1 protein-coding gene and 1 pseudogene are annotated in these 1081 nt (G+C 35.2%); both read left to right on the top strand.

The annotated features are described in order from the left end of the window. Positions 1-24 precede the first annotated feature (24 nt). Positions 25-126, top strand: a pseudogene (locus tag PVV57_RS10360) (TrwG protein); the annotation flags it as partial. A gap of 151 nt (positions 127-277) precedes the next feature. After that, on the top strand, positions 278-958 hold the full coding sequence (locus PVV57_RS10365) for a type IV secretion system protein (RefSeq protein ID WP_273719614.1): 681 nt from the start codon (positions 278-280) through the stop codon (positions 956-958). Positions 959-1081 lie beyond the last annotated feature (123 nt).

A 1081-nucleotide genomic window follows, 5' to 3' on the forward strand; every position in this document is an offset into this window, starting at 1 on the left:
TGCCGAAATCAAGCGAGGAGACAGATGAAAACAAAACAAGCAAAACCAGTGAAAGCTGAACAACTTAGCAGTTATTACGAAGAAAGCCGTGGTCTAGAACGGGATCTCATAAACGAATTTATAAGGTTAGCAATATAGTGATCAGTTTTCCTAAATATATGAAAATTAAAAGGAATAAAATATGCAAAAGCTAATTATCACTATAGCGATTTGTATAATTTTTGGAACATCAGCTCTCGCTAGGGAATGTTACTTTGATTCCTCACGGTATAAAAGTGTGTGTAAACCAAAAACTAAAAAAAAGACAGTAGATCATAGTATAATAAATAATCCTGCTCCACCGCCATCACCTGCTCCATCACCTGCTCTACCAGCTTCTCTACCAGCAGAATATCTAGAAATTATTGAACTCTTAAAAAAACGGCTTGAGTTAAAAAAAGAGCAACTTTCACAAACAGAAAAAGCCTATCAGTCTATAACAAAGAATCAGAGCACTGGATCTCGGAAAATAGACTTTTCTAGTTTTTTGCTCAAAGAGCCAGAATTGATCTATAATGAACATATGCTTTCAAGGCCATCATATCAAAAGGTATTGGAAGACGAAAACAAAATTTCTGGACCTTTTGATCAAATGAGCAAAGCTATTTTTGCGCGTTTGCAATCTGTATCGGTTCTAGATAAAGTTGCGAGTTTGGAAAGTTTTGAAAACGTAGAAAGTCGTTTTCGATACCTCAAAAATCTTTTCGACGAACTTCAAACAAAAGAAAACCTGAAAGACATTGCAGATTTTCAAGCACATATCGATGGTACATTAACCATGATGCAAAATGAATCTATAAAGATGGAAATGGTAGCGTATTTACGTGACGCCGAGCACTCACTTATCAAAAGGAAAAGACGCGAACTTAATATGAAAATTTTTGACCATGAAAAAAAAGGGATGCCTAGCATACGATGAAAACAAAATCCAATGTAGAAGATTCGGTCCTATATCCCAACAATTCAAAGAGACACAGAGCTTTTATCAAAGCCAAGATAATAGCAGTGAAAATTTGGGCAATGTATAAATGCAAATGGCATG

The sequence above is a fragment of the Bartonella sp. AU15XJBT genome (assembly GCF_028618615.1).
Lineage (GTDB): Bacteria > Pseudomonadota > Alphaproteobacteria > Rhizobiales > Rhizobiaceae > Bartonella.